The sequence below is a fragment of the Micromonospora sp. B9E7 genome (assembly GCF_039871815.1).
Taxonomy (GTDB): domain Bacteria; phylum Actinomycetota; class Actinomycetes; order Mycobacteriales; family Micromonosporaceae; genus Micromonospora.
Window position 1 is genome coordinate 20,259 of sequence record NZ_JBDPLX010000003.1, and the last position, 25,989, is coordinate 46,247.

Annotated in this window: 27 protein-coding genes; 5 read left to right on the top strand and 22 right to left on the bottom strand. The window is 72.0% G+C overall.

The genetic code is table 11. The features are described from left to right. Positions 1–398: 398 nt before the first annotated feature. A complete protein-coding gene (locus tag ABGB10_RS05285) occupies positions 399–1,490 on the top strand; it encodes a tyrosine-type recombinase/integrase (RefSeq protein ID WP_347659724.1) in 1,092 nt (363 codons plus the stop codon). Between the two features lie 43 nt (positions 1,491–1,533). Continuing rightward, positions 1,534–2,715 (top strand): aminotransferase class V-fold PLP-dependent enzyme, encoded by a 1,182-nt coding sequence (locus ABGB10_RS05290; protein ID WP_347659725.1) that lies wholly within the window; start codon positions 1,534–1,536, stop codon positions 2,713–2,715. A gap of 40 nt (positions 2,716–2,755) precedes the next feature. Here ABGB10_RS05290 and ABGB10_RS05295 read toward each other — a convergent pair whose 3' ends face one another. Then, a complete protein-coding gene (locus ABGB10_RS05295) occupies positions 2,756–3,397 on the bottom strand; it encodes a peptidoglycan DD-metalloendopeptidase family protein (RefSeq protein WP_347659726.1) in 642 nt (213 codons plus the stop codon). 227 nt (positions 3,398–3,624) lie between these two features. On the opposite strand from ABGB10_RS05295, the gene ABGB10_RS05300 reads away from it, so the two are divergent. Further along, a complete protein-coding gene (locus ABGB10_RS05300) occupies positions 3,625–4,752 on the top strand; it encodes a sulfite oxidase (protein WP_347659727.1) in 1,128 nt (375 codons plus the stop codon). Positions 4,753–4,806: 54 nt separating this feature from the next. Here ABGB10_RS05300 and ABGB10_RS05305 read toward each other — a convergent pair whose 3' ends face one another. From ABGB10_RS05305 to proS, 12 genes are all read right to left on the bottom strand, one after another. Beyond that, positions 4,807–5,130, bottom strand: coding sequence for a DUF2469 domain-containing protein (locus tag ABGB10_RS05305; RefSeq protein ID WP_007075222.1), 324 nt, complete (start codon positions 5,128–5,130; stop codon positions 4,807–4,809). After that, complete coding sequence (locus ABGB10_RS05310; RefSeq protein ID WP_347659728.1) at positions 5,127–5,939, bottom strand: ribonuclease HII; 813 nt, start codon at positions 5,937–5,939, stop codon at positions 5,127–5,129. Before ABGB10_RS05310 ends, ABGB10_RS05305 begins: the two co-directional genes overlap by 4 nt. Then, on the bottom strand, positions 5,933–6,418 hold the full coding sequence (locus tag ABGB10_RS05315; RefSeq protein WP_347659729.1) for an NUDIX domain-containing protein: 486 nt from the start codon (positions 6,416–6,418) through the stop codon (positions 5,933–5,935). Before ABGB10_RS05315 ends, ABGB10_RS05310 begins: the two co-directional genes overlap by 7 nt. 47 nt (positions 6,419–6,465) lie before the next feature. Then, the gene (gene lepB, locus ABGB10_RS05320; protein ID WP_347659730.1) at positions 6,466–7,101 is read right to left on the bottom strand and encodes a signal peptidase I; all 636 of its coding nucleotides are present in this window, start codon (positions 7,099–7,101) and stop codon (positions 6,466–6,468) included. Between the two features lie 10 nt (positions 7,102–7,111). Beyond that, positions 7,112–7,984 carry a signal peptidase I gene (gene lepB / locus ABGB10_RS05325; RefSeq protein ID WP_347659731.1) on the bottom strand — a complete coding sequence of 291 codons (873 nt, stop codon included), beginning with the start codon at positions 7,982–7,984 and terminating at the stop codon, positions 7,112–7,114. Between the two features lie 181 nt (positions 7,985–8,165). Continuing rightward, complete coding sequence (gene rplS / locus ABGB10_RS05330; RefSeq protein WP_074317771.1) at positions 8,166–8,522, bottom strand: 50S ribosomal protein L19; 357 nt, start codon at positions 8,520–8,522, stop codon at positions 8,166–8,168. 143 nt (positions 8,523–8,665) lie between these two features. Further along, on the bottom strand, positions 8,666–9,439 hold the full coding sequence (trmD, locus tag ABGB10_RS05335) for a tRNA (guanosine(37)-N1)-methyltransferase TrmD (protein ID WP_347659732.1): 774 nt from the start codon (positions 9,437–9,439) through the stop codon (positions 8,666–8,668). 11 nt (positions 9,440–9,450) lie between these two features. Then, the gene (gene rimM / locus ABGB10_RS05340; RefSeq protein WP_347659733.1) at positions 9,451–10,056 is read right to left on the bottom strand and encodes a ribosome maturation factor RimM; all 606 of its coding nucleotides are present in this window, start codon (positions 10,054–10,056) and stop codon (positions 9,451–9,453) included. After that, positions 10,056–10,289 (bottom strand): RNA-binding protein, encoded by a 234-nt coding sequence (locus tag ABGB10_RS05345; RefSeq protein ID WP_013284588.1) that lies wholly within the window; start codon positions 10,287–10,289, stop codon positions 10,056–10,058. The genes rimM and ABGB10_RS05345 overlap by 1 nt, the downstream gene beginning before the upstream one ends. A 1-nt stretch (position 10,290) precedes the next feature. Then, complete coding sequence (rpsP, locus tag ABGB10_RS05350; protein WP_347659734.1) at positions 10,291–10,764, bottom strand: 30S ribosomal protein S16; 474 nt, start codon at positions 10,762–10,764, stop codon at positions 10,291–10,293. 229 nt (positions 10,765–10,993) lie between these two features. Further along, positions 10,994–11,641, bottom strand: a complete 648-nt coding sequence (locus ABGB10_RS05355; RefSeq protein WP_347659735.1) for a DUF402 domain-containing protein — start codon at positions 11,639–11,641, stop codon at positions 10,994–10,996. Positions 11,642–11,717: 76 nt separating this feature from the next. Then, positions 11,718–13,124: a proline--tRNA ligase gene (proS, locus tag ABGB10_RS05360; RefSeq protein WP_347659736.1), complete on the bottom strand. Its 1,407-nt coding sequence runs from the start codon at positions 13,122–13,124 to the stop codon at positions 11,718–11,720. 69 nt (positions 13,125–13,193) lie between these two features. On the opposite strand from proS, the gene ABGB10_RS05365 reads away from it, so the two are divergent. Then, positions 13,194–13,751 (top strand): hypothetical protein, encoded by a 558-nt coding sequence (locus ABGB10_RS05365; protein ID WP_347659737.1) that lies wholly within the window; start codon positions 13,194–13,196, stop codon positions 13,749–13,751. Between the two features lie 21 nt (positions 13,752–13,772). Then, entirely contained in the window at positions 13,773–14,369 is a 597-nt protein-coding gene (locus tag ABGB10_RS05370; RefSeq protein ID WP_347659738.1) for a TetR family transcriptional regulator, read from the top strand. Between the two features lie 303 nt (positions 14,370–14,672). On the opposite strand, the gene ABGB10_RS05375 is transcribed toward ABGB10_RS05370, so the two are convergent. From ABGB10_RS05375 to ftsY, 9 genes are all read right to left on the bottom strand, one after another. After that, on the bottom strand, positions 14,673–15,752 hold the full coding sequence (locus ABGB10_RS05375) for an amidohydrolase family protein (RefSeq protein ID WP_347659739.1): 1,080 nt from the start codon (positions 15,750–15,752) through the stop codon (positions 14,673–14,675). Between the two features lie 32 nt (positions 15,753–15,784). Then, positions 15,785–17,344, bottom strand: a complete 1,560-nt coding sequence (gene ffh / locus ABGB10_RS05380) for a signal recognition particle protein (protein WP_347659740.1) — start codon at positions 17,342–17,344, stop codon at positions 15,785–15,787. A 114-nt stretch (positions 17,345–17,458) separates the two neighbouring features. Then, complete coding sequence (locus ABGB10_RS05385; protein ID WP_347659741.1) at positions 17,459–18,115, bottom strand: response regulator transcription factor; 657 nt, start codon at positions 18,113–18,115, stop codon at positions 17,459–17,461. After that, positions 18,112–19,263: a sensor histidine kinase gene (locus tag ABGB10_RS05390; protein ID WP_347659742.1), complete on the bottom strand. Its 1,152-nt coding sequence runs from the start codon at positions 19,261–19,263 to the stop codon at positions 18,112–18,114. The genes ABGB10_RS05385 and ABGB10_RS05390 overlap by 4 nt, the downstream gene beginning before the upstream one ends. A 173-nt stretch (positions 19,264–19,436) precedes the next feature. Next, the gene (locus ABGB10_RS05395) at positions 19,437–21,713 is read right to left on the bottom strand and encodes a [protein-PII] uridylyltransferase (protein ID WP_347659743.1); all 2,277 of its coding nucleotides are present in this window, start codon (positions 21,711–21,713) and stop codon (positions 19,437–19,439) included. A gap of 17 nt (positions 21,714–21,730) precedes the next feature. Continuing rightward, a complete protein-coding gene (locus tag ABGB10_RS05400) occupies positions 21,731–22,069 on the bottom strand; it encodes a P-II family nitrogen regulator (RefSeq protein WP_172862163.1) in 339 nt (112 codons plus the stop codon). A gap of 25 nt (positions 22,070–22,094) precedes the next feature. Then, a complete protein-coding gene (locus ABGB10_RS05405) occupies positions 22,095–23,507 on the bottom strand; it encodes an ammonium transporter (RefSeq protein ID WP_347659744.1) in 1,413 nt (470 codons plus the stop codon). A gap of 276 nt (positions 23,508–23,783) precedes the next feature. Further along, positions 23,784–24,647, bottom strand: a complete 864-nt coding sequence (locus tag ABGB10_RS05410; protein WP_347659745.1) for an aminoglycoside phosphotransferase family protein — start codon at positions 24,645–24,647, stop codon at positions 23,784–23,786. Between the two features lie 6 nt (positions 24,648–24,653). Then, entirely contained in the window at positions 24,654–25,835 is a 1,182-nt protein-coding gene (ftsY, locus tag ABGB10_RS05415) for a signal recognition particle-docking protein FtsY (RefSeq protein WP_278137913.1), read from the bottom strand. Positions 25,836–25,989: the final 154 nt, after the last annotated feature.

The following is a 25,989-nucleotide window of genomic DNA, read 5'->3' on the forward strand; positions in this document are numbered from 1 at the left end:
GCTCGACAGAGGTTTGGCAACGGCTGTCATGAATATTGTTCCTCATCGAGATCGACATGCTCGGTATCAACGGTGAATTGACGGGACGGTCCGGATCGGCCTGAGGCTGTCTCGGCAGGGGACACCGGGCCGTGGGCGTTACCGGTACGGTGCGTGGTCATGGGTGCGATCAAGCCGTGGCACGTCACGATCCTGTGCTGTCTCGTCACGACCGCTGTGCTCGTCGTGGGCCTGGTCGTGTTCCTGGTCAAGAGGAGCAACCGCCGATAGCCATGGGCCCGGACATCGGCATCATCGTGACCGGTGGAGCGCACCCATCGGCCGTAGGCTGGTGGCGTGTCAGCTGCCAGTGAGGGCGCCGGGGCCGACGAACCGGCCGGCAGACCGGCGCGTCCGCGATGAGCCGGCCCGACCGGAGCACCCGGGCCATGCACCAGGCACTACCGCCAGCGCTGCGGGACGCCGTCGACGACTTCGCCGAGCACCTGTCCCGGGTGCGGAGCCGGTCGACGCACACCGTCCGCGCGTACGTCACCGATCTGGTCTCGCTGCTCGACCATGCGGTACGGATGGGCTGTGTCGACCTGGCCGAGCTGGACCTGTCGGTGCTGCGCAGCTGGCTGGCGCGGCAGCGCACGACCGGCGCGGCGCGCACCTCGTTGGCCCGGCGGGCCGCGTCGGCGCGGGCGTTCAGCGCCTGGGCGCACCGAGCCGGGTTGCTCTCCGTCGACGTCGGTGCGGCGCTGGCCAGCCCGCGGGCGCACCGGGAGTTGCCCAGCGTGCTGCGCGCCGACCAGGCGGCCGCGTTGGTCGAGGCGCCGGCCCGGCGAGCAACACCCACCAACCCGGCACCCAGAGACCTGCCGGAGCCACAGCCAGCACGCACAAGTCCACGACGCACAGACCGCACAGACCCACCACGCCCAGACCCAGCCCGCACTGATTCCGCACGCACCGACCCGGCGGCGGGCACACCGAAGGACACCGCGGTGCCATTGCGCGACCGGGTGCTGCTGGAGTTGCTCTACGCCACCGGCGTACGGGTCAGTGAGGCCTGCGGGTTGGACGTCGGGGACGTCGACCACGGTCGACGGGTGATCCGGGTGTTCGGCAAGGGCGGACGGGAGCGCTCGGTGCCGTACGGGGTGCCCGCACAGCGGGCGTTGGACGACTGGTTGCACCGGGGACGTCCGGCGATGGTGAGCGCGCATTCCGGGGCGGCGCTGCTGCTGGGTGCCCGGGGTGGTCGGCTCAACCCGACGACCGCCCGTCAGATCGTCGGTGCGTACGCCGAGGCCACCGGCCTGCCCCGGACGAGCCCGCACGGTCTGCGCCACTCGGCGGCCACCCACCTGCTGGAGGGTGGTGCGGACCTGCGCGCGGTGCAGGAGTTGCTCGGCCACTCGTCGTTGGCCAGCACACAGATCTACACGCACGTCTCGGTGGAGCGGCTGCGTGCCGCCTACCGTCAGGCCCACCCGCGCGCCTGATCAAGCGCCGCAGGGCGGGGCCCCTGGCGGTTACGATCATCAAGTGAGCGTCCCGCAGTCCCCTGAGCCGATTCCGGGCGCCCGCCTGCTCTTCTCCCTGGACCCGGCGGTCAGTCACCTCAACCACGGCTCGTTCGGCGCGGTCCCGATCGGGGTGCAGAGAGCCCAGCAGCGGCTGCGTGACGAGATGGAGTCCAACCCGCTGCGCTTCTTCACCCAGGGGCTGGTCGACCGGATCGCGCACACCCGCCGGCACCTCGCCGGGTTCCTCGGTGCCGACCCGGACGGCAGCGCCCTGGTGGGCAACACCACGACCGGCGTCGCCGTGGTGCTCCAGTCGCTGGGCCTGCAACCCGGCGACGAGGTGCTCAGCACCGACCACGGGTACGGGGCGGTGAGCCTGGCCATCCAGCGCGAGTGCCGTCGCACCGGGGCGGTCAGCCGGGTCCTGCCGATTCCACTGGCCGCGAGCGACGAGCAGCTCGTGCAGATCGTCCGCGACGGCCTGCGCCCCGGCCGGACCCGACTGTTCGTCGTCGACCAGCTCACCTCGGCCACGGCCAAGCTCTTCCCGACCGCCGCCATCGTCGGGGTGGCTCGCGAACACGGCATACCGGTCCTGGTCGACGCCGCACACGCCCCGGGGATGCTGGCCACGACGGTGGCCAGCATCGGCGCCGACTTCTGGGTGGGCAACCTGCACAAGTGGGCGTACGCCCCGCGCGGAACCGCCCTGCTGACGGTGGCACCCCAGTGGCGGGACCGGATCGAGCCGCTGGTGGTCTCCTGGGAGCAGGAGTCGGGCTTCCCGGCCCGGATCGAATGGCAGGCGACCCTCGACTACACGTCCTGGCTGGCCGCCCCGGCAGGGCTGTTCACGCTGCGCAGTCTCGGCCTCGACCGGGTACGGGCGCACAACGCCGCGCTCGCCGCGTACGGCCAGCGGGTGGTGGGGGACGCGCTGGGGGTGCCTCCCGCCCAACTGCCCGACCCCGGCGGACCGGGGGTGTCTCTGCGCCTCATCCCGTTGCCGGCCGGCACGGCCGCCACCATCGACGCGGCGCGGGCGTTGCAGGCGCGGATCGGCGAACGGCTCGCCGCCGAGGTGGCGGTGATGAGCTGGAACGGCCGTGGGTGGTTGCGGCTCACCGGTCAGGTCTACAACACCGCCGTCGAGTACGAGCGGCTGGCCGTGCGGCTGCCCGCGCTGCTCGCCCAGCGCTGACCTTGCGGAGGCCCCACGGACCGGCAGCGGAGGCCCGGCCTCATTGACCGGCAGCCGGGGGGCCGGCCGCACCGACCGGTAGCAGTCGCACCGGGCCGAGGCCGAGCAGTGCCAGCGGATCGAGATAGTCCGTCCCTCGGCGCAGGCCCCAGTGCAGGCATGCCGCGGCCGGGCAACCCGGGTGGCCGGGCAGCAGCTCGCCCAGCGGCGTGCCGGCGGTGACCTGCTGGCCGGGACGTACGGCGGGTCGGACCGGCTCGTGGGTGGTTCGCAGCCCGTCGGCGTGCCCCACGGTGACCACCGGTCGCCCGGCCACCAGACCGGCGAAGAGCACGGTGCCCGGACCGGCGCTGCGGATCACCGCTCCGGCCGGGGCGGCCAGGTCGACGCCGCGATGGCCGGACAGCCACGGCCGGGGTGGCGGGTCGAATCGGCGTACCGGACGAGGCGGCCCGTCGACCGGCCAGCGGAACCGCCCGGCGGGCGCTGGGTCCGCCACCGGCACCGCCAGGGCCGCGACCGGCTCCCCCAGGGCCGCGACCGGCACGGTCGGCGTCGGTGGTTGGCCGGGCACCGCCGCGACCAGCACCGCCAGCCCGCAGAGCTGGACGGTCAGTGCGAGCGGGAGCGCGGTGAAGAGCAACACCGTGCGGCGGATCGAAGGGGTGGATGGCGGGCGCATGACGGCAGCCTCCGGCCGGAGCCGGGTCGTCCGCCAGCCCGTCCGTCGGAGCTGTGGACAACCGGAGGTCCTGTGGACGACCACCCAGAGACGCCGACGATCTGCTACGGCCCGGTCAGCACCGCCCTCACCCCACCATCCCGCCGGGCCGTGTTCGGGCTGCCAGGGAGGGCCTAGGCTGGGCGGCGTGCGGCGGGTGCCGCCGTGTGGACCGGGGAGGCCCAGGCATGACCACTGTCGATGACCGCACGCCGACGGTGGCCGACGTGAGCGACCCGTCCCGGCTCGCGGAGCCGGACGAGGCGATCAGCGCCGAGGAGTTGCAGCTCGCCGCCCGCAACCACGGCATCCCGTTGGAGGCGCTGCGCTACGACGTCACGCCGGCCGGGCTGCACTACCTGCTGATCCACTACGACATTCCGGAGGTCGACGCGGCGGCGCACACGCTGACCGTCGGGGGCGTGGTGGACCGCCCGCTGACGGTCACCCTCGCCGACCTGCGCGAGCGGCCACGGGTCACCCGACAGGTGACCCTGGAGTGCGCCGGCAACGGCCGAGCCCTGCTGCACCCCCGGCCGGTCAGCCAGCCGTGGCTGGTCGAGGCGGTCGGCAACGCCGAGTGGACGGGCACCCCCCTCGCTCCGCTGCTGCGGGAGGCGGGCCTCGGGCCGGACGCGCTGGACGTGGTCTTCACCGGCGCCGATCACGGCGTCGAGCGCGGGGTCGAGCAGGACTACCAGCGTGCGCTGCCGGTCGCCGACGCGCTGCGCGAGGAGGTGCTGCTGGCGTACGAGATGAACGGCGCTCCCCTGCTGCCACAGCACGGCGCTCCGCTACGGCTGATCGTGCCCGGCTGGTACGGCATGGCGCACGTCAAGTGGCTGCGCTCGATCGAGGTCCGGACGGAGCCGTTCGAGGGGTACCAGAACGCGGTGGCCTACCGGGTACGCCGGGACGCCGACGACCCGGGCGTGCCGGTCACCCGGATCGAGCCGCGTGCGCTGGTCCGCCCGCCTGGTTTCCCCGATTTCATGTCCCGCCGCCGCGTGTTGCGTCCCGGCAGGTGCACCATCGACGGTCGGGCCTGGTCCGGGCACGCCCCGGTGGTGGCCGTGGAGGTGACGACCGACGGTGGGGAGAGCTGGGCGTCCGCCGAGCTGGACCCTGCGGGAGCCGGGGATTTCGCCTGGCGGCGCTGGCGGTACGAGTGGACCGCCAGCCCGGGCCGATATGTGCTGGGTGCCCGGGCGACCGATGCGTCCGGGCGGACCCAGCCGGTCGAGCAGCCGTGGAACCGCGGCGGTTTCGCCAACAACCTGGTGCAGCGGGTCGAGGTCGTGGTGCCGGCCGAGTGATCGGCAGCAGGTGCTACACCACGGGTGGGGGGCCCGTGGTGTAGCCGGGCGCGGTCAGCCGCCGAAGCCGGAGTCGGCGGGCAGCGAGATGTCTGGCTTCTCCAGCTCCTCGACGTTGACGTCCTTGAAGGTCATCACTCGGACGTTCTTCACGAAGCGGGCAGGACGGTACATGTCCCACACCCAGGCGTCGTGCATCTCGACCTCGAAGTAGACCTCGCCGTCGGAGTTACGCACGTGCAGGTCGACCTGGTTGGCCAGGTAGAACCGGCGTTCCGTCTCCACCACGTACGAGAACTGGCGGACGATGTCGCGGTACTCCCGGTAGAGCTGCAGCTCCATCTCGGTCTCGTACTTCTCGAGATCTTCCGCGCTCATCGCACTCCGCCTTCCATGGCCACATCTTCCCCCACCGGCGCCGGAGGCCGAGGCTGCTCGCCCAACGCCACGCCGACGGTACCCCCTGACGCCCAGGAGCGCTCCATCGGCTCTTCCGAGGCGTGGCCGCCGGGCCGTCGGGCGCGCGGCGGCCGGCCGTCGCGGCCGGAGACCGCGGCGACATTGACGTACGAGAACCGGTGCTCCCGGCACGGTCCGTGCTCCCGCAGCGCCGCGGAGTGCTCCGGGGTGATGTAACCCTTGTGCTCGGCGAAGCCGTACGCCGGGAACACCCCGTCCAGCTCCACCATGATCCGGTCCCGGGTGACCTTGGCGAGCACGCTGGCCGCCGCCACGCACGCGGCCACCCGGTCGCCCTTCCACACCGCCAGGCCGGGCACGCCCAGGCCGTCCACGCCGAAGCCGTCGGTCAGCACGTACTCCGGGCGGGTGGTGAGCGAGGCGAGCGCCCGGCGCATCGCCGCCAGGTTGCACACGTGCAGCCCTCGGGCGTCGACCTCGTCGGAGGGAATGACCACCACGGCGTACGCGAGGGCGCGGTCCACCACCTCCGCGTACACCCGTTCCCGGCTGGCCGGGGTGAGCAGCTTCGAGTCGGCCAGCCCTTCGATCTCGCCGCGCCGCCCCTCGGGCAGCACCGCCGCGGCGGCGACCAGCGGGCCGGCACACGCACCACGGCCCGCCTCGTCGGCGCCGGCCACGTGCCGGAACCCGCGCCGCTGCAGCGCTCGTTCCAGGGCGTAGAGGCCGGCCTCCCGGCGCACGACCGTGCGCGGCGGGGTCAGCACGACGCCTCGTCCCGACCTGCGGCCGTCGACTGGCCCAGCCGGGTCAGCAGGGCCGGCAACTCGGGCGGGTAGAACCGCTCGCCGCTGGCCGCCAGCTCGTCGGGGAACCACCAGCGATGATCGGCGATGCTGCGCTGCTCGATGTCGTTGAAGCCGGTGGTGTCGACCTGCCAGGACTGCACCCGAAGGAGGAAGAAATCCTGCTCCTGGCGGTACCAGGTGCCGTCGAAGGTGAACTCGGTCGTGTCGGACCAGACCGCCTCACCAAGCGTCGCCGGGTCGAGCCGCAGCCCGGTCTCCTCGGCCAGCTCCCGTGCCGCGCCGGCTGCCGGGGTCTCCAACGGATCGAGCCCGCCACCGGGGGTGAACCAGTATCGATGCCCTGGTCGGGCCGGGTCGAAGCCCTCGAACAGCAGGACCCGACCGGCCGCGTCGACGAGCAGCACGCGGGCCGCGCGTCGAGGGGTGTAGACGGTCACCGCACCAGCCTGCCAGACCGACGGCGGATCGCCCACGCCCCGGTCGTCTACGGCTTGGGAATACCGTCGAACTGATCGGGCACGGTCAGCCAGGTGGCCCGGCTGACCGGCCAGAAGACGGTGAACGCCCGCCCGACCACGTCGTCCTCGGGGATCGTGGCCTCGGTGATGTTCTGCCCGGACTGCTGCCAGTGCTCCAGCGAGTCACCGGAGGCCGAACGGTGGTCACCCATCACCCACAGCCGACCCTCTGGCACGGTGATGTCGAACTCCTGGTCGGCGGGCTTGTCGCGGATCCCGTCCATGGAGAAGATGTACGGCTCGTCCAGCGACCTACCGTTGATCACCAGCCGTTCCTGCGGGTCGCAGCAGACCACGTGGTCACCCGGGATGCCGATCACCCGCTTGATGAAGTCCTCACCGTCGGGGTTGCCGCTCCACGTGGTGGGGGCCTTGAACACGATCACCTCGCCGCGGTGCGGCGACCGGAAGTCGTAGACCAGCTTGTTGACCAACACCCGGTCATCGATCTTGAGTGTGTTCTCCATGGACGGGGACGGGATGAAGAAGGTCTGCAGCACGAAGGCGCGGACCAGAACCGCAACCAGGATCGCCACACCCAGCAGGATCGGCAACTCCTTCCAGAAGGAGCTGCGCGGCTTGTCGGTCTGCTCGTCAATCACGCCAAGGAGCCTACGTTGCCGGGCTGGACGTCATCGTCCGGAACGCGCGGGAACCACGCAGTGCGGCTACCAGCGGCGGAATCATCAGCAGCACACTGCCCTGCGGAGTCGGTCGCACCGGCGGTGCGCCGGAGGAGGCCGTGGCCGGCCCGGACACGTCGTCGAACGTCGACGGCACCGACAACGCGCTCCACCGCGACGACGGCCAGACGACCATGAAGGCCCGACCGACGACGTTGTCGATCGGCACCGGGCCCTGGCAACGCGCGTCCTGGGAAACCTCGCGGTGGTCACCCATCACGAAGAGCTGACCGGGCGGTACGACGACCTCGTCGAAGCGCCGGGAGCGGCACTCCGACGGGTTGGGCGGCAGGTCCAGTGGGGAGTCCCGCAGCACGTACGGCTCGTTGAGGGGCGTGCCGTTCACGGTCACGCGCCCCTGGCTGTCGCAACACGCGACCCGGTCCCCGGGCAGACCGATCACCCGCTTGATGAAGTCCTTCTCGCCGGGGCGGCTCACCCCGACCAGGTCGCCGACGGTGCGGGCGAGTCGACCGGCGACGCCGGGCTTCGGCTGCTCGTCGACCTGCGGCGCCCAGCGGTCGGTGCCCCGGAAGACCACCACCTCACCGCGTACCGGGTCGCGAACGTCGTAGACGACCTTGTTGACCAGCACCCGGTCCCCGATGAGGAGAGTGTCCTCCATCGAGCCGGACGGGATGAAGAACGCCTGGAGCAGGAACGTGCGGATCAGCACGGCGAGGCAGAACGCGACCACCAGCAGCAGCGGAAGCTCCTGCCAGAGCGGCATCTGGCGGCGGGTACGGCGAGACCGCCGGCGCCACGGATCGACGGTGCCGTCCTCGTCAAGCGTCTGCACCACGCCACTCCCCGGTCCACAGAAGCACTACCGCCCGGGAGCCTCGACGAGGCTCCACGGGCGGTAGTGAACGGCTTCCCGCCACGAGGGCGGGGCCGCCGCCTCGCTGCGCCCGTACGACCAGGGTAGTGCGGTCTGGTCGGTACGGCATACGCGCAGCTCAGGCGGCGTGGCGAGCGGGAAGTCAGCTGGGCTGCTTCTCCCGCTTCTCCTTGATCTTGGCCTTCTTGCCGCGCAGCTCGCGCAGGTAGTAGAGCTTGGCGCGGCGCACGGCGCCACGGGTCACGATCTCGATCCGGTCGATGCCCGGGCCGTTGAGCGGGTAGGTCCGCTCGACGCCGACACCGAAGCTGACCTTGCGGACCGAGAAGGTCTCGCGCAGACCGTCACCCTGGCGGCGGATCACGACGCCCTGGAAGATCTGGACACGGGACCGGTTGCCCTCGACGACGCGGGCGTGCACCTTGACGGTGTCACCGGCCCGGAAGTCGGGGAGGTCGGTCCGCTTCGACTGGGCGTCAAGGGCGTCCAGGATGTTCATCGCTGCGTCCTCGTAAGGCTCACGGCGCACCGTCACTCGGTGCGCGGGTGGGTGATTCTGATCTCCGGGTGGTGGTCGGCGGGCCGACCCCGGTCGGGGATCCTCGCAGCCGCCCACGGGCGCGGACGGATGCGGCAACCCCCCTACTTTGCCACATCCCCCGGCGGCACCTGAAATCCGGCCTGGTCCAGGGCCGCGATGTCCCGTTTGTCGAGCCGATCGGCGGGCAGGGCCGCCAGCAGGTCGGGGCGACGGGCGGCGGTCCGCAGCAGGCCCTCCTCGCGCCGCCAACGGGCGATCTTGCCGTGGTCTCCGGAGCGGAGCACCTCCGGCACGTCGTGCCCACGCCAGCTCGGCGGCTTGGTGTAGATCGGCGCCTCCAGCAACCCGTGCGCGTGCGACTCCTCGTCCAGCGAACCCGCGTTGCCCAGCACCCCCGGCAGCAACCGGGTGACCGCCTCCACCATCACCAGCACGGCGACCTCGCCGCCGAAGAGCACGTAGTCACCGAGCGAGACCTCGGTGACCGGCATCCGGGTGGCGGCGTGCTCCAGCACACGTTGGTCGATGCCCTCGTACCGGCCGCAGGCGAAGAGCAGATGCGACTCGGCGGCCAACTCGTACGCCATGGCCTGGGTGAACGGGGCACCGGCCGGCGACGGCACCAGCAACCGGGGCGGCGGGGCCTCGGCCGGCGCGAGCGCGTCCAGCGCCGCACCCCATGGCTCCGGACGCATCACCATCCCCGGCCCGCCGCCGTAGGGGGTGTCGTCGACCGTGCGGTGCACGTCGTGGGTCCAGGTCCGCAGGTCGTGCACAGCGAGCTGGAGTACGCCGTTGGCCCGCGCCCGCCCGATCAGCGACAGGTCCAGCGGGGCGAAGTACTCCGGAAAGATCGACACGACGTCGACACGCATGCGGGGCGGTCCTAAAGATCGAGCAGGCCGGCCGGCGGGTCGACGATCACACGTCCACCGGCCAGGTCGACCTCGGGAACGATCGCCCGGACGAACGGAATCAACGCGGTACGCCCCTCGGGGCGACGCAGCACCAGCAGGTCCGAGGAGGGGGCGTGGTCGATCCGAGCGACCTCGCCCAGGCGTTCGCCGGCCGGGGTCACCACTGCCAACCCCACCAACTGGTGGTCGTGGAACTCCTCCGGGTCGTCCGGTGGGGCCACGTCGGCGCTGTCCACCACGAGCAGCGTCCCGCGCAGCGCCTCAGCGGTGTTGCGGTCCAGGATGCCGTCGAACGCGACGAGCACCCGGCCCTGGTGGAAGCGGGCTTCCTCGATGGTCAGCTCCGCCGGAACCCGGAACGGAACGCCGGGCTCATCGGTGGCTGGCGGGGGCGTCGCCCCCGGCTCAGTTCCCAGCACAGTGTTGCGCGGAGGGGTCGGGGGCGTCGCCCCCGGCGCAGTGCGCAGCACTGTGCCGGGGGCGAACCGTGCTTCGGGCTCGTCGGTCCGCACTTCCACGGTGACCTCACCGCGGACACCGTGCGGCTTGCCGATCCTGCCGACGACGAGCTGCATCAGTACGAATCGACGATGTCGACGCGCACGCCGCGCCCGCCGATGGAGCCGATCACCTGACGCAGCGCCTTGGCGGTCCGGCCGGACCGCCCGATCACCGTGCCGAGGTCCTCGGGGTGCACGCGGACTTCGAGCCGCTTGCCCCGACGGGAATCGACCATCCGCACCCGGACGTCGTCCGGGTGGTCGACGATGCCCTTGACCAGGTGCTCCAACGCCGGACGCAGAGGCATGTCAGGCCTGCTCACCAGCGTCGGCAGCGGCAGCCGGGGCCTCGGCCGGAGCCTCGGTCTTCGGCGCCTCGGCCGGAGCCTCGGCGGCCTTGGCGGCCTTCTTGGCCGGCTTGGCCGGGGTCTCCGGGGCGAGCCCGGCGGCAGCCTTCGCCTCAGCCTCGTACGCCGCCTTGCGGTCGGCCCGCTCGGGGGCGACCAGCAGCGGCGGCGGGGCCGGCAGGCCCTTGTACTTCTGCCAGTCACCGGTCAGCTCCAGCAGCCGCTGAACCGCCTCGCTCGGCTGAGCGCCGACGGACAGCCAGTACTGGACCCGCTCCGACTTGACCTCGATGATCGAAGGGTCTTCCTTCGGCTGGTAAACCCCGACGAACTCGATCGCCCGACCGTCACGCTTGGTGCGCGAGTCGGCGATGACGATGCGGTACTGCGGGTTGCGGATCTTGCCCATCCGCAGGAGCCGGATCTTTACGGCCACAGTTGTTTCGCTCCTGTTGCGATCTCACCGGCCCGTGCGGGCGGTGTGCATGGGTGAGCGCCGACCGGACCCGTGGGGTTGGGCCGGAGACTACTCGGTGGACTAGCGACGTGCCCGGGTTAGAGGGCGCCGGACGCGCGCCGGATACCAGCGACCCATTCTGCCAGATCCGATGCCGATCGCACGCATCGGACCCGGACACCGCGTCACCGGTGACGCGGGACACCTCTCAGCGCACCGGCGGACGACCCCATCCCGGCGGAAGTTCATCCGGTACGTCCCAGTCTGGTGGGGGTGCGAAGTCACACCAGGTGCCGTCGAACGGGAACTCTCCGGCCTCGGCGAGGGCGATCACCCGTTCCCCCTCGGCCCGGACCGCCTTCTCGTCGGTCACCCAGTAGTCGGCACCGAAGGCGAGCCGCTCGACGAACTCGTCCTCGTCCTTCCACTCCCAGCTCAGGTCCGGGCGTACCAGCACGTCGAGGTCCTGGTCCACCACGTCGACGCCGGCCACCGAGCCGTCGTCCCAGCGGACGCCCGGCTCCTCCAGGTTGACGTACCAGTGGGCGAACCGGCCCTGCGCGTCGCGGAACCACCAGACGGAGTGCGCCGCCCCGGTCGGCAGGAACTTCAACAGCGGCGGGCCGTTCCAGCGCCCGTGTGCCAACCGGTACGACGACGAGATCCACTGGGCGAAGGGCATCGCCCGCATGCCCAGCCCCGCCTCGGTCACCTCGTGGGCCACCGGCGAGTCCCGAGCGATCCACACCAGCAGACCCCGCTCGTCGTCGCTGACCACGCGGCCCGGCCGGACCCATCCGATCCGGCCGTGCCGCACGTTCCGATGCATGATCAACCGACCCGGCGCGAAGTGCACCGCACCCACCTCCGGGGCTGTTAGCAGGGGGCCCTTCCTCTACCGCAGGCGTTAAAAAGGTGCCCTTCCTTACGCCTCAGTAGGCGCGGGCGAGGATGGCGACCAGGTCGGGCTCGTCCTCGGAGTCCGGCACCGAGCCGTCGGCGCGCAGCAGGCAGCGCACCGTGACGCCCTGGCCGTTCGCCTCGGCCTCACCGGCCACACCGACCGCCGACCACGGCACCCGGGCCCAGCCGGTCGCGGCGGCCTCGATCGCCTCGGCCAGGGTGGCGACCTCCACCGTGCGCGACTCGCGGTTGGCCAGCGCCTGGTCGTGCAGCACCTGCTGGTCGGTCTCCAGCGCCGCCAGCACCGCGGCGACCACGTCGGCCACCGGCGTCGGGGACTTCGACCCGTCGGTACGCCGCACCACCGTCGCGTTGCCCACGGCCAGGTCGCGAGGGCCGACCTCGACGCGTACCGGATAGCCACGCAGCTCGGCGTCGACGGCCCGGCGGCCGAACGCGGTGTCGGTCCGGTCGTCGAGCGCGACCCGGACACCGGCGTCGCGCAGGCCGTCGCGCAGCTTGGCCGCCGCTTCCGCGACGCCCTCCCCGTCCTTGACGATCATGATGTACGCCTGGATCGGGGCCAACCTCGGCGGCACGCGCAGACCGTTGTCGTCGCCGTGCGCCATGATCAGGCCGCCGAGCATCCGGGTGGAGGTGCCCCAGGAGGTGGTCCAGGCGTGCTGCCGGCCGCCCTCCTTGGCGGAGTAGCTGATGTCGAACGCCTTGGCGAAGTTCTGACCCAGCTCGTGGCTGGTGCCCAGCTGGAGCGCCTTGCCGTCGCCCATCATGCCTTCGCAGGTGTACGTGGCCGTTGCCCCGGCGAACCGCTCACGGGCCGTCTTCAGACCCACCACCACCGGAATGCCGATCACGTTGACCATCAGGTCCTCGTACGCCTCGTGCAGGATCCGCCGCGCGTACGCCCGGGCGTCCTCGCGGGTGGCGTGCGCGGTGTGCCCCTCCTGCCAGAGGAACTCGCTGGTACGCAGGAAGATGCGCGGACGAAGCTCCCACCGGACCACGTTCGCCCACTGGTTGAGCAGCAGCGGCAGGTCCCGGTACGAGTCGATCCACTTGGCCATGAACTCGCCGATGACCGTCTCGCTGGTGGGACGCACCACCACCGGCTCGGCGAGCGGCTTGCCGCCACCGTGGGTGACCACGGCGAGCTCCGGCGAGAAGCCCTCGACGTGCTGGGCCTCACGCTTCAGGTAGCTCTCCGGGATGAAGAGCGGGAAGTACGCGTTCTCCGCACCCGCCGCCTTGATCCGGGCGTCCATCTCGGCCTGCATACGCTCCCAGATGGCGTAGCCGGCCGGTCGGATGACCATGGTGCCGCGGACCGGGCCGTTGTCGGCCAGCTTTGCCTTGGCGATCAGGTCCTGGTACCAGCGGGGGAAATCCTCCGCACGGGGAGTGAGCACGCGTGCCATGACCGCACATCCTATGCGCCGCTCGTCGGGGCAGTGCGCTCGGGCGCGGCATCGTTAGCATCTGCCGTCATGACCCCCCTCGATCCGCACCCCGGCGCGGCCTTCAACCCGGCGCCCGACCCTGCCGAGCTGGCACACCTCGCGACCCGATGGGTGCGCTGGGTGGCCCGGCACCGGCAACCGGCCAATCCGATCGCCGACCGGTCCGGCCGGCACGCCGGGCACCACCAACCCGCCGACGTGTGGTTCCTCGCGGGCACGTTCGGTGGCTCTGCGCAACGGCGTTGCGTGGTTCCCGCCGGACGGCCGCTGTTCTTCCCGGCGTTCAACTGGTGGCAGGTCGGCCGCACGGCCGAACCGGCGGAGCCCATGGACGGCGCGACCGGCCACGCGCAGCTCGACGGAGTGGCCGTCGCCCTGAGCGAGGCCGGTTCGGCCACGTCGTTCCCGGTTCGCGGCTTCTTCAACAACGTCGTCACCGTCTGGCCGTGGCCGATGCAGGTCTCCTGCTGGGGCCTGTGGGGACTGGTACCGCCGCCCGCCCCCGGTCAGCACGAGCTGACTTTCGGTGGCACCGACGGTGGGAGGTTCTGGGTCGAGGCGCAGTACCAGATCGACGTGCGCTGAACCGCCTACACTTCGACCACCATGATTGAGCAGAGGGGCGCCACCCCGGTGCGGGACAGCATCGTCGACGCCGCCCGCGCACTGACCGTCGCGACCGGGTGGGGCGGTGTCCGGATGGGCGCCGTCGCGGCTGCCGCCGGGGTGAGCCGGCAGACCGTCTACAACGAGTTCGGCAGCAAGGCCGGGCTGGCCGAGGCGCTGGCGCGGCACGAGGTGGACCGCTTCGTCGGCGACGTCCGTGCCGCACTGCTCGCACACGGCTCGGACGTGCGGGCCGGCGCGTACGCGGCGATCGCGCACACCCTCACCACCGCGGCGGACAACCCCCTGGTCAAAGCCATCCTGAGCAGCGCCCGAGGCGGCTCGGACGAGCTACTTCCGTACCTCACGACCCGGGCCGAGGTGGTGCTCACCGAAGCGTCCGGCGCGCTGATCGACTGGGCCGGCGACCACCTGCCGGGAGCGGACCAGGCCGCGTTGGCCTTCGCCGCCGACGCGGTCGTCCGGCTGGTGGTGAGCCACATCGTGCTCCCCCGCTCCCCGATCGACCAGACCGCCACAGCCCTCGCCGACCTGGCCGTACACCTCTTCAGCGCCGCCGTCCGCCCACCCCGCTGACCCGCCCCGCGCCCCGCGCACGAACCAGGAAATTCGGGGCCTCACCGACGCGCCGACACCACTACATCCTGGTTCTTGCGAAATCTTGGGGCCGGGACACCCTTCCGCGCGGGAGCTGACCGCTCCGCACACCCTTGCCCGTCCAAGATCCGCGCAACATCGGGGAAAGTGCTGGCTTGTCGCACGCTGAGGCAGCAACTTCACCGAAGTTGCGCGGATCTTGGGGCGAGGTGCAGGGCGCGGGCCGGGCGCGCGGGGCAGGGGGCGGGGCGCACGGCGCGGGGGTTATGCGCGGAGCGCGGGTCAGCAGACGACGCGGCCGCGGAGGATCGTGCGGGACGGGGCGCGGACGACGCGCAGGTCGAGGCGGGGGTCCTCCGGGTAGACAGTCAGGTCGGCGAGGCCGCCCTCGATCAGGCCGGGGAAGCCGAGCCATTCCCGCGCGCCCCACGAGGCGGCGGCGAGCACGTCGATCGGCGCCATTCCCGCCCGCTCGTGCAGCAGCATCATCTCCTCGGCGGCCAGCCCGTGGTCGATGCCACCGCCGGCGTCGGTGCCCACGTAGATCGGCACACCCGCCTCGTACGCGGCGCGCACCACCTCGGGGAAACCGTCGCGCAGCGCGAGCATGTGTTCGGCGTACCCGGGGAACTTGCCCCGCGCCTGCTCGGCGATGCCTCCGAAGGTGGCGATATTGATCATTGTGGGGACGAGCGCGGTGCCCTGCCGGGCCATCTCGTCGATCAGGTCGAGGCTGAGCCCGGTGCCGTGCTCCACCGAGTCCACCCCGGCCCGCACCATGATCTCGACGGCGGACTCGGAGAAGGTGTGGACCGCGGCGCGTACCCCGGCGTCGTGCGCGGCCCGCACGGCGGCGGTGAGGGTGTCCGCGTCCCAGGCCGGCGCCAGGTCGCCCACGCCCCGGTCGATCCAGTCGCCGACCAGCTTGACCCAACCGTTGCCGGCCGTCGCCTGGGCGGCCACCGCCGCGGCGACCTCGGTCGCGGCGACCTCTACGCCGATGTCCCGCAGGTAGCGCTTCGGCGGGGCGACATGCCGGCCCGCGCGGGCCAGTCGCGGCAGGTCCGGCTCGTCGTCCAACTCTGGGTACGGGTACGGCGAACCGGCGTCACGGATCGCCAGCACGCCGGCGTCCCGGTCGAGGTGGGCCAGCTCGCGGGCCTGGTCGAGCGAGGTGATCGGGGCGCCGCCTCGGGCGATGCCGATGTGACAGTGCGCGTCGACCAGCCCGGGCAGGACGAAGCCGCCGTCGACCACCGTCTCCGCGTCCGGCACCGGGGTGAAGGTCACCCGGTCGCCGACCAGCCAGAGATCCCGTACCTCGTCGTCGGGGAGCAGCACGCCGCGCACATGAAGAGCCATGCGCACAGTCCTACCCGATCACGCGACACGAGTCAGCGCGGGCCCTTGTCGCCGCCCTTGCCGAGCTTGTTGAAGTCGATCTTCGGCAGCTTGAACCCGGGCGGAAGGCCCTGGCCACCGGCGAGGTCGTTCGGGTCCATCCCCGGCGGGAGCTGCGGCATGCCACCCGGGAAGCCGCCCGGCATCCCGGCGCCGGCGCCGGTACGCGGCCGACCGCCACCCTTGGTGCCCTTGCGCTTGTTCTTCGGAGACTTGGTCGCCTTGCGTCGGCCACCGCCGGGCAGGCCCATCATGCCGCCCATCTGCTTCATCATCTTCTGCGCGTCGGCGAAGCGGTTGAGCAGTTGGTTGACGTCCATCACGGTGACCCCGGAGCCGTTGGCGATGCGCGCCCGGCGGGAACCGTTGATGATCTTCGGGTTGGTCCGCTCGCCCGGGGTCATCGACCGGATGATCGCGGTGACCCGGTCGAAGTGGCTGTCGTCCAACTCGGCGAGCTGGTCCTTCATCTGCCCCATGCCGGGCATCATGGCCAGCACGTTGGCGATCGGGCCCATCCGCCGCACCGCGATGAGCTGGTCGAGGAAGTCGTCCAGGGTGAACTGCTCACCGCCCATCAGCTTGGCGGTCATCTTCTCCTTCTGATCCGAGTCGAAGGCCTGCTCGGCCTGCTCGATCAGAGTGAGGACGTCGCCCATGCCGAGGATCCGGCTGGCCATCCGGTCGGGGTGGAAGACGTCGAAGTCCTCCAGCTTCTCACCGGTGGAGGCGAACAGGATCGGCTGCCCGGTGACCTCGCGGACCGACAGCGCGGCACCACCACGGGCGTCGCCGTCGAGCTTGGAGAGGACCACGCCGGTGATGCCGACGCCGTCGCGGAACGCCTCCGCGGTGCGGACGGCGTCCTGACCGACCATCGCGTCGATGACGAAGATGACCTCGTCCGGCGAGACGGCGTCGCGGATGTCGGCGGCCTGCTGCATCATCTCGGCGTCGATGCCGAGCCGGCCGGCGGTGTCGACGATGACGATGTCGCGGGCAGCCCGCTTCGCGTGTTCGATCGACGCGCGCGCCACCTGCACCGGGTCACCGGTGCCGTTGCCGGGCTCCGGGGCGTACACCTCGACACCGGCCCGGCCACCGAGCACCTGCAACTGCCCGACGGCGTTGGGGCGCTGGAGGTCGGCGGCGACCAGCAGCGGCTGGTGCCCCTGGGCCTTCAGCCAGCGGGCCAGCTTGCCGGCCAGGGTGGTCTTACCGGAACCCTGGAGACCGGCCAGCATGATCACCGTCGGCGGTTGCTTGGCGAACTGGAGCCGTCGCCCCTCACCGCCGAGCACGTTGATCAGCTCTTCGTTGACGATCTTGATGATCTGCTGGGCCGGGTTCAGCGCCTGGGAGACCTCGGAGCTGCGGGCCCGCTCCTTGACGGCCGCGATGAAGCCCTTGACCACCGGCAGCGCGACGTCCGCCTCCAGCAGCGCGAGGCGGATCTCGCGCGCGGTGGCGTCGATGTCGGCGTCGGTGAGCCGACCCTTGCCGCGGAGCTTGGTGAAGATCCCGGACAGGCGGTCACTCAAGGTGTCAAACACGCGAACATCCCGTTTGTCAGTGTTCCGGCGGGCACAACGCGGCCGGCACTGCGGAGTCCGGCCACCGCTAGGGTAACCGCCCGCCCGCAAGGCCGCTGTCGCCCGGCCCGGGCCTCACCCCGACACCAACCCCGACTGGTACGCGAACACGACGAGCTGGGCCCGGTCCCGGGCTCCCAGCTTGCCCATCGCCCGGCTGACGTGGGTCCGCGCGGTCGCCGGGCTGACCACCAACCGTGCGGCGATCTCCTCGTTGTTCAGGCCCTCACCGACGAGGCCGACGACCTGGCGCTCCCGATCGGTCAGCGCGCCCAGCCGGGGATGCGGACGAAGGACCCGGGACGGCCGGGTGGCGAACTCCCGCACCACCCGGCGGGTCACCGACGGTGACAGCAGCGCCTCTCCCTCGGCGACCAGCCGGATCGCGCGCAGCAGGTCGACCGGTCGGGTGTCCTTGGTGAGGAACCCGCTCGCGCCGTGCCGCAGCGCGTCGAAGACGTACTCGTCCAGTTCGAAGGTGGTCAGCACCACCACCCGCGTGCCGGTCAGGTCGGGGTCCGCGACGATTCGCCGGGTCGCCTCGATGCCGTCGATGCCGGGCATCCGGATGTCCATCAGCACCACGTCCGGCCGTTCCCGGCGTGCCAGCTCGACCGCCCGCAGCCCGTCGGCGGCCTCACCGGCGAGCGCCAGGTCGTCCTCGCTCTCCACCAGCGCCCGCAGCCCGAGCCGGACCAGGTCCTGGTCGTCGGCGACCAGCACCCGGATCATGCGGTCGGCTCCACGGGCAGCCGGGCGTACACCCGGAACCCGCCGCCGACGCGCGGCCCGGCGGCCAGCCGCCCGCCCAGGGCCGCGACGCGCTCCCGCATCCCGGCCAGACCGTGCCCGCCCTCGTCGGCCTGAGCTGCCCCGGCGCCCGTCCCCCGGTCGGTGACCTCGACGGTCACCTCGTCGGCGCGGTAGTCCACGGTCACCTCCGCGCTGGTCACCCCCGCGTGCCGCAGCACGTTCGTCAACGCCTCCTGCACCACCCGGTACGCGGTCAGGTCCACGGCGGTCGGCAGCTCGCGAGGGTCACCGATCACTCGCGTGTCGACGGCGAGCCCGGCGCCGGCCAGCCGGTCACGCAGCGCCGGGAGCCGGGCCAGGCCGGGCACCGGCCCTCGCTCGGCGCCCTGCCGCACCGCGCCGAGGGTGACCCGGAGTTCGTCCAGTGCCTCCCGGCTGGTCCGACTGATCGCGGTCAACGCGGTCTCCGCCTGCTCCGGCCGTTTCGGCAGCAGATGCAGGGCGATCTCCGCCTGCATGCTGATCGCGGCCAGCCCGTGCCCCACCACGTCGTGCACCTCCTGCGCGATGCGCAACCGCTCCTCGTCGGTCTGCCGCCGAGCCTGCTCGGCGCGACCGCGGGCCTCCTCCTCCAGGCTGCGCGCGGCCGTCTCGCGGTTGACCCGCACCACCACCCCCACCGCGAACGGTACGACCACCCAGGCCGACGTGGGCAGCGTCGCCGTCCAACCGGAGGCCGGGCCGAGGGGGAGGAAGGCGTGCGTGAGGAGCAGAACGAGTGCGCCACCGGTGGCGAGTGCCGCCGGGCGCACCGGCAACCATGTCGCGACGGTGTACACCGCCACCAGGAGCGTCAGCAGGATCGGCCCGTACGGGTACCCGATCACCAGGTAGATCGTGGTGGCCACGCTGACCACGGCGAGGACGGCCGCCGGCGCCCGGTGCCGCAGCGTCAGGGCCAGCGCGGCGACCACGATCAACACCCGACAGCCGGCGTCCACCGGCCTCGATCCGGGTTGGTCCTCGCCGGCCAGGTCGGTGCCGACCAACCCGATGACGAGCAGCGCCAGGGCGAGCGCGACGTCCGCCGCTGCCCACCGCCACCCCCGCTGACCACCGCGCCACATGCCGTCATTCTGCCCGCGCAGACCGGCCTCGGCGTGCGTCCGTCGGCGGCACCGCCGCTACGTCCGCCGACGTATCGGCCGCCACCAGCGGGGCCCGCCGCTTCTCCGCGTCGGGTCGCGGCGGGGAGCCCGACGGCCCGGCGTCGAGCCCGAGTGACGGCAGCGACCGCCGTTCAGACGGCGTCGAGGACCGCAGCCTCCAGGCGGGCCCTGGTGGCATCGTCCGGCCAGCCGCCGACCAGGTAGAAGGCATCGACCACGTCGGCGCCGAGAGTGGAGATGCGGGCCGCGCGGACCAGCGCGCCCGCCTCGTCGAGCGCGCAGGCGACCCGGTAGAGCAACCCGGCGGCGTCGGCGGCCCGCAACTCCAGCAGCACCGCGTCGGTGGCCGCTTCGCGGTGCCAGACCACCCGGGGAGCAGCCCCGCCGCCCCGGGCGGCGAGCGCACGGCCGCGCAGCCGCTGGGTCACCGACACGTCACCGCCGACAGCCCGACGCAGGTCCGCGCGGAGCGGGACCGGGTCCGGCGGGAGGCCGTAGCGGGGTTGCACCCGACACTCGACCAGGGCACGGCCGTCGACCACCGAGGCGTCCGCGGAGATCACCTCCAAGCGGTGCAGGGCCAGGCAGCCGGCCACCGTGGCGAGCAGGCCCCGCCGGTCGGCCGCGGCGACCGACACCCGGTCGCCGGTCAGGTGGACGACCGGCAGCGGCCCGGCCAGCAGCGCCGGGTCCGGGGTGGGCGGTTCGGGGAGTACGCCGGTGTCCAGTGCGGTGCGGACCCGGGCGACCAGCTCGGCGACGAGTCGACCCTTCCAGTCCGACCAGGCCGCCGGCCCGGTCGCCGCCGCGTCGGCGCGGACCAGCGCGTGCAGCAGGTCGAGGGTGGCGGTGTCCCCCACCGCCTCGGCCACCGAGGCGATGGTGACCGGATCGGCCAGATCGCGGCGGGTGGCCACGTCGGGCAGCAGCAGGTGCAACCGGACCAGCGTGCCGATCAGCTCGACCTCGGCGGCGGGCAGACCGATCCGGGTCGCCGCCGCCTGGGCCAGTGGTATGCCGACCGTGCTGTGGTCACCGGTGAGTCCCTTGCCGATGTCGTGCAGGAGTGCGCCGAGGAGCAGCAGGTCCGGACGCTCGACCTCGCGGGCGTGCTGGCTCGCCTCGTACGCGGTCTGCACGAGGTGCCGGTCGAGGGTGTAGCGGTGCACCGGGTTGTGCTGCGGCAGGCTGCGTAACCGGGTCCACTCGGGCAGCCAGTTGTCGATCAGTCCGTACCGGTCGCAGGTCTCCCAGGCCGGCACCAGGCCGGGACCGGCGCCGAGGAGGGTGGTCAGCGCGGCCCGGGCGTCAGCCGGCCAGGGCGCGGGCAGCGGCGGGCAGTACGCCGCCAGCCACTCGCAGGTGGCTCGGGCGATCGGCAGTCGGGTCGTGGCCGCCGCGGCGGCCACCCGTAGGGAGAGGCTCGGGTCGGGCCGTGCCCCGATCGCCGTCCGGGCCAGCACCAGTTCGCCGTCGTGCTCCACCACGTCACGGGCCACCGGGCGGCGCGCGGGGCGACCGCCGCCACCCCGGGACCGGCCGGAGCGCAACCGGTCGGCGGCACGGAACGCGTCGTCCAGCGCGTGGCTGACCGTACGGGCGTCACCGGCGACCCGGCGTAGGAGCGCGTCACCGTCTTCCAGCCCGAGCCGTCGGCCGACTCCGTCACGTTCCTGGGCGACCAGCCGGTCGACCCGGCGGCCGACCTGCTGGTGCAGCGCGTCCCGGGTGTCCAGCAGGCGCAGGTGAGCCGCGCGCACGGCGGGACGCAACGCGTCGGTGATGCCGGCGGCGGAGATCGCCCGCAGCAGCCCCACGTCGCGCAGACCACCGGCGGCCTCCTTGAGGTCGCCCTCCAACAGGAAAGCCAGCTCGCCGTGCGCCTGCCAGCGGGCCTCGGTGACCTCTCGCAGGCCGGGTAGGTGCCGGACGGCAGTGCGCCGCCAGTGGTCGGCGGCGGTGCGGATCAGCGAGTCGGCCAGCGCCCGGTCGCCGACCACCAGGCGGGCGTCGAGCAGCCCGAGGGCGACCTTGACGTCGTCCTGGGCCACGGAGAGCGCCTCGGAGACGGTGCGTACGGAGTGGTCGAGCCGCAGGCCCGCGTCCCAGATCGGGTACCAGACCGAGGCGGCCACCTCGTCGGTGCCGGGCACCCCGGCGTGCAGCAGAACGAGATCGAGGTCGCCGTACGGGGCGCACTGCCGCCGACCCAACCCACCGACGGCGAGTAGCGCCACCCCGTCCCGCGTAGGCAGCAACCCGCGCAGAAACTCGTCGTACGCCGCCGCCCGCGCGAGCCGCGCGGCCTCCCCGATCCCCCCGCTGACACCGACGACCTCGTTGATCAAGAGGTTCGCGTCACCATCGGCGGCGTGCCCTGACGCGTTCTTCTTGATCAACGAGGTCATGTCGGTCGTGGTCGTCGTCAGAGGGCGTCTAGGCCGCGCTCGCCGGTACGCACCCGGACGACCTCCTCGACACCGGTGACCCAGACCTTGCCGTCACCGATCTTGCCCGTACGAGCTGCCCCGACGATGGCGTCCACCACCTTGTCGACGTCGATCTCGTCGGTGAGGACCTCGACCCGGATCTTGGGCAGGAACTCGACCGTGTACTCGGCACCCCGGTAGACCTCGGTGTGCCCCTTCTGCCGCCCGTACCCCTGGACCTCGCTGACGGTCAGCCCGGCCACCCCGAGGGCGTGCAGGGCCTCCTTCACTGCGTCCAGTTGGTACGGCTTGATGACTGCGGTCACCAGCTTCATGTCCAACCCCTCCATCCCAGGAACGTTAACCGGCGACCTTCTCGTTGACCGGCTCGGCGGGCTCCGCCTCCGGCTTGGCACCACTGGTCGTGCCGCCACCGGGGGTGCCGATGCCAGCCATCGCGAAGGCGCTGCCCGTGCCGCCACCGGCCGGGGACAGGTCGTAGCTGCTCTCGGCGTGCTCGCCGATGTCGATGCCCTCGACCTCCGCCTCGGCCTTGACCCGGAAGCCGATCGTCTTCTCGATGACGAAGGCGAGCACCCAGGCGATGCCGAACGACCAGACGGTGACGATCACGCCAGCGAGCGCCTGCCGTCCGAGCTGGGTCACGCCGCCGCCGTAGAAGAGCCCGTCGGAGGCGCCCACCACGTCGGTGATGGCGGCGTTGACCGAGTTGGTGGCGAACAGGCCGAGCCAGAGCGACCCGATCCAGCCACCGACGAAGTGCACCCCGACGACGTCGAGCGAGTCGTCGTAGCCGAGCTTGTACTTGAGGCTGACGGCCAGCGCGCAGACGGCACCGGCGACGATGCCGAGCAGGACGGACGCCCACGGGGCGATGAAGCCACAGGCCGGGGTGATGGCGACCAGGCCGGCGACGGCGCCGGACGAGGCACCGACCATCGTCGGCTTGCGGGTCTTGACCCACTCGACCGCGATCCAGCCGAGCACCGCAGCCGCCGTGGCGAGCTGGGTGTTGATGAAGGCGAGGCCGGCGACCGAGTCGACGGTCAGCTCGGAGCCGGCGTTGAACCCGAACCAGCCGAACCACAGCAGGCCCGCACCGAGCGCGACCAGCGGGATGTTGTGCGGCTTCATGCCCTCGCGCGGCCAACCGAGCCGCTTACCGAGGACCAGCGCCACGGCCAGGGCCGCCGCACCGGCGTTGATGTGCACCGCGGTGCCACCGGCGAAGTCCAGTGCGTGGATGTCGGCGCCGATGATGCCGCCGCCCCACACCCAGTGGGCGACCGGGAAGTAGACCAGGGTGGCCCAGCCGAAGGCGAACAGCAGCCAGCCGGCGAACTTGGCCCGGTCGGCGATGGCACCGCTGATCAGCGCGACGGTGATCACCGCGAAGACCATCTGGAAGGCCATGAACACGTAGAGCGGGACCCCGATGCCGCTGGGGTTCTCCGCCGTGGCCCCCCACAGGTCGGTCTCGGCGAGGAAGGTCTTGGTGCCGAGGTACGCGCCCGGGTCACCCCAGAAGCCGTTCACGTCGGTCCCGAAGGCGACGCTGAAACCGTAGAACCACCACAGAATAGAGATGAGCCCGATGGCGGAGAAGCTCATCATCATCATGTTGAGTACGCCCTTGGCCCGGTTGAGGCCGCCGTAGAACAGCGCCAGTCCGGGGGTCATGAGCAGCACGAGCGCGGTCGAAACCAGCAGCCACGTGGTATTGGCGCCGTCGATCGTCGGTGCTTCAGGCACGCTGGCCTCCTAAAGGGTGAAGTCCTCCTTCGCGGCTTTCCGGGGCAGCGTCGCCCGTAGGCCGGTTGCGCGGAAGCTTCGCGGCCGGCTGTTTCACCCAGGGTCCCGTGCGGGTTTCCGGTTCGTGACGGGTTGTTTCGTACGTGTCACGAACTCCGCACAGTCAGCAGCATGGACGAAGGTGGATCGACCGGACGGCGGACGTCGATGGCTGACCGGCCCGACCCATCGACCGGTCCGCTCGACGGAACCGTCCGAGCATCGACCGGTCGACCCTCAGCGGAGGGCGTTCTCCAGCGCGTGCCGCTCGTAGTCGAGCAGCCGCAGATCGCGCATCGGTCGGCGCAGGTGGCCCTTGTGCACGATCCGGACGAACGCCGGCTCACCGGCGGCGGCCATCCGGCGGATCCCCTCGACATGGTCCACGATCCGCTTGCGGATGGTCCGGATCAGCCGGTGTCGGTCCCGGGGGATCAGCCCGTACGCGTCGGCGAAGAGCCGGAGCCGGCGCGGCCGGTCCGGGTGCTTCCAACCCAGCGTGATCGAGTCCCGGTCCGCGAAGATCGGCACCCAGGTCCAGGCCGCGTACGCCACGTCGTAGATCCGTGCGCCGGGCGAGGCGAGGTCGAAGTCGATCAGCCCGAGGGTGCCGTCCGGCCGCCAGATCACGTTGTGCGGCGCGGCGTCGTGGTGGCAGATCACCTCGGTGTCCGGCGGAGGGGGGCCGAACGAGCGCCAGACCGCCCCCGGCGCCGGGGTGAAGCCGTACTGCGCGTCGTGGAACATTCGCAGCATGGTGGCGACGGTCACCAGCGCCTCGTCGGTCACCCAGTGCGGGGCGAGCGGGTACTCCCCACACTCCCCCTCCAGGTACGACAGCACCTCACGGTTGCGCTCGTCCATGCCGAGCGCTCTCGGGGCACCGGTGAATCCCACGTACTCCAGGTGCCGCAGCAGGGCGTGCACGGACGGTGTCCATGGCCCGGCGTTGCGGCGGACCGTGTCACCGACGCGGACGACGGTGCTCACGTTGCCGCCGTGCAGCGGGATCTCCTGCGAAGTCACGTACGGTCTCCCGAGGCGCTGCGAAGGGTGGCCGGGTTCACGCCAGCCCGCGTACGCGCGGTTGTCACTGGACACCCGAGACTACGCGTCCCGTCCGGTGGCCTCGGTCCCCAGCAACGCGTCGACGAACTGCGCCGGGTCGAACGGGGCCAGGTCGTCCTTGCCCTCACCGAGGCCGACCAGCTTCACGGGGATGCCGAGCTTGCGCTGCACCGCGATCACGATGCCGCCCTTTGCGGTGCCGTCGAGCTTGGTCAGCACGACACCTGTCACGTTGACCACCTCGGTGAAGACCCGGGCCTGCTCCAGGCCGTTCTGGCCGGTGGTGGCATCCAGGATGAGCAGTGTCTCGTCGATCGGGCCCTGCTTCTCGACAACGCGCTTGACCTTGCCCAGCTCGTCCATCAGGCCGACCTTGTTCTGCAGCCGTCCGGCGGTGTCGATGAGCACGGTGTCCACGCCGGTGTCGATGCCGCGCTTGACCGCGTCGAAGGCGACACTGGCCGGGTCGGCGGCCTCGGGCCCCCGGACGGTCTCCGCTCCGACGCGCGAGCCCCAGGTCTCCAGCTGGTCGGCGGCGGCGGCCCGGAAGGTGTCCGCGGCGCCGAGCAGCACGCTGCGGCCGTCGGCGACCAGCACGCGGGCGATCTTGCCGCAGGTGGTGGTCTTGCCGGCGCCGTTGACGCCGACGACCAGGACGACCGCCGGCACGCCCTCCTTCGGCGCGGTCCGCAACGACCGGTCCATGCTCGGGTCGAGCGCGTTGACCAACTCGGCGGCGAGCAGTGCCCGCAGCTCGGAGGCCGAGCGGGTGCCGAGCACCCGGGTGCGCTCGCGGAGCCGGTCGACGATGTCGCGGGTGGCGTCGACGCCGACGTCGGCGGTGATCAGGCTGTCCTCGATCTCCTCCCAGACGTCCTCGTCGAGGTGGTCGCGGGCGAGCAGGCCGAGCAGTCCCTTGCCGAAGACGTTCTGCGAGCGGGACAGCCGCGAGCGGAGCCGGACCAGCCGCCCGGCGGTCGGCTCGGGCACCTCGACGGGTGCCTCGACGACCGGCGGCGGCTCGACCAGGACGCCGGTGGACAGATCGGACTCCGGTGCCTCGACCGGCGGGCCGGCGAGATCCTCCTCTGCCCTGGTGTCGACCTCCGTGCGCGGCAACGGGGGCTCAGGTCGCCGCCGCAATCGCGGCACGACCAGCCCGACTGTGCCGGCGATCAGCACACCGAGCAGGACCAGAGCGAGGACGAGATATTCGGCCATGCCGGAATCCTGTCAGATGCGGGCGACCGCGTCCCAGCCACCGCACCCCCGAGCGGTGCCGGAGCCTCAACCACCGCACCCCCGGCGGTGCCGGAGCCTCAACCACCGCACCCCGAGCGGTGCCGGGGGTCGCAACCACCGCACTCCGGCCTGC